The organism is Radiobacillus sp. PE A8.2 (assembly GCF_045635475.1).
GTDB lineage: Bacteria > Bacillota > Bacilli > Bacillales > Amphibacillaceae > JBJGXI01.
Map to the genome: position 1 here is coordinate 1 of NZ_JBJGXI010000108.1, position 1,054 is coordinate 1,054.

The following is a 1,054-nucleotide window of genomic DNA, read 5'->3' on the forward strand; positions in this document are numbered from 1 at the left end:
AATAGATAGGGAGATTCCAATGCGTACAAAAAACCGTCTAAATTCTAAAGAAACAAAATACTATAAACCTGAATTTCAAAATTGCCCACACTGTGATTCCAAACTAGTATACTGTCACACGGTGTCTCGAAAAACTATCTCTACTATGGAAGGTGTTTACACCGTAGTAAATATGGGATACCGTTGTTCAAACGAGCACTGTTCAAATCTAGACACCGTTTATCGTTCAGCTCAGGCTGAACAGCTAAGTATGAAACATATTACATATGGAACTGATGTACTTGCTTACGTGGGTCAATTACGATTCAAAGAACATAAGACACGTAATGAAATTATGGAACTATTAAATGAATATGGAATTACTGTTTCCGATCGACACGTTCAAAAACTTTACGAGCGTTATGCTGTGCTACTTCGGGCAAGTTCTGAAAGCTATGCAAAGGAAGAACTTTCAAAGGTAGTGGCACAACATGGGGGCATTATTTTATCAATGGATGGAGTCCAACCCGAAAAGGGAAATGAGACACTTTATGTTATACGTGAAGTATTAAGTGGAACCATTGTTGCCGCAAAAAACGTTAAAAGTAGCGCAACTAGTGAATTAATGGAGTTTATCAAGCCCGTCCTAGATTATGGTTTCCCGATCCTTGGGTTTGTGAGCGACGGACAACAGTCAATTCGATTGGCGTTTGAAAACTTGTCACCAGACACCCCTTATCAATACTGTCAGTTTCATTATTTAAAGGATATTGCCAAGCCAGCTGTGGATAAAGATCGAAAGTTAAAAGTGAATGTAAAAAAGAAATTACGGGGCATTCGAGATATCGAGAAAAAAGCTTCTAAGGCTTCTACCTTAGATGAAGAAACGGCTCTAGATTATGCCGCAGCCCTAAGAGCTGTACTACTAGAGGACGGGAAACCACCTTTAGACCTTCCAGGAATTAAGGTTTTTGATCAAACAAAAAAGATCCAAAAATCCCTTGAAAAATGCCTGGATAAAAAAGGGGACTCCTTTACTTGAAAAGCTGTTCAGAATAGTCAGTATTGTTGATAA

Annotated in this window: 1 protein-coding gene; it reads left to right on the top strand. The window is 38.5% G+C overall.

Features of this window, described 5'->3' with window-relative positions:
- On the top strand, positions 1-1,021 hold a 1,021-nt coding region (locus tag ACI6MV_RS24915), incomplete at its 5' end, for a transposase (protein WP_407272996.1).
- Positions 1,022-1,054 lie beyond the last annotated feature (33 nt).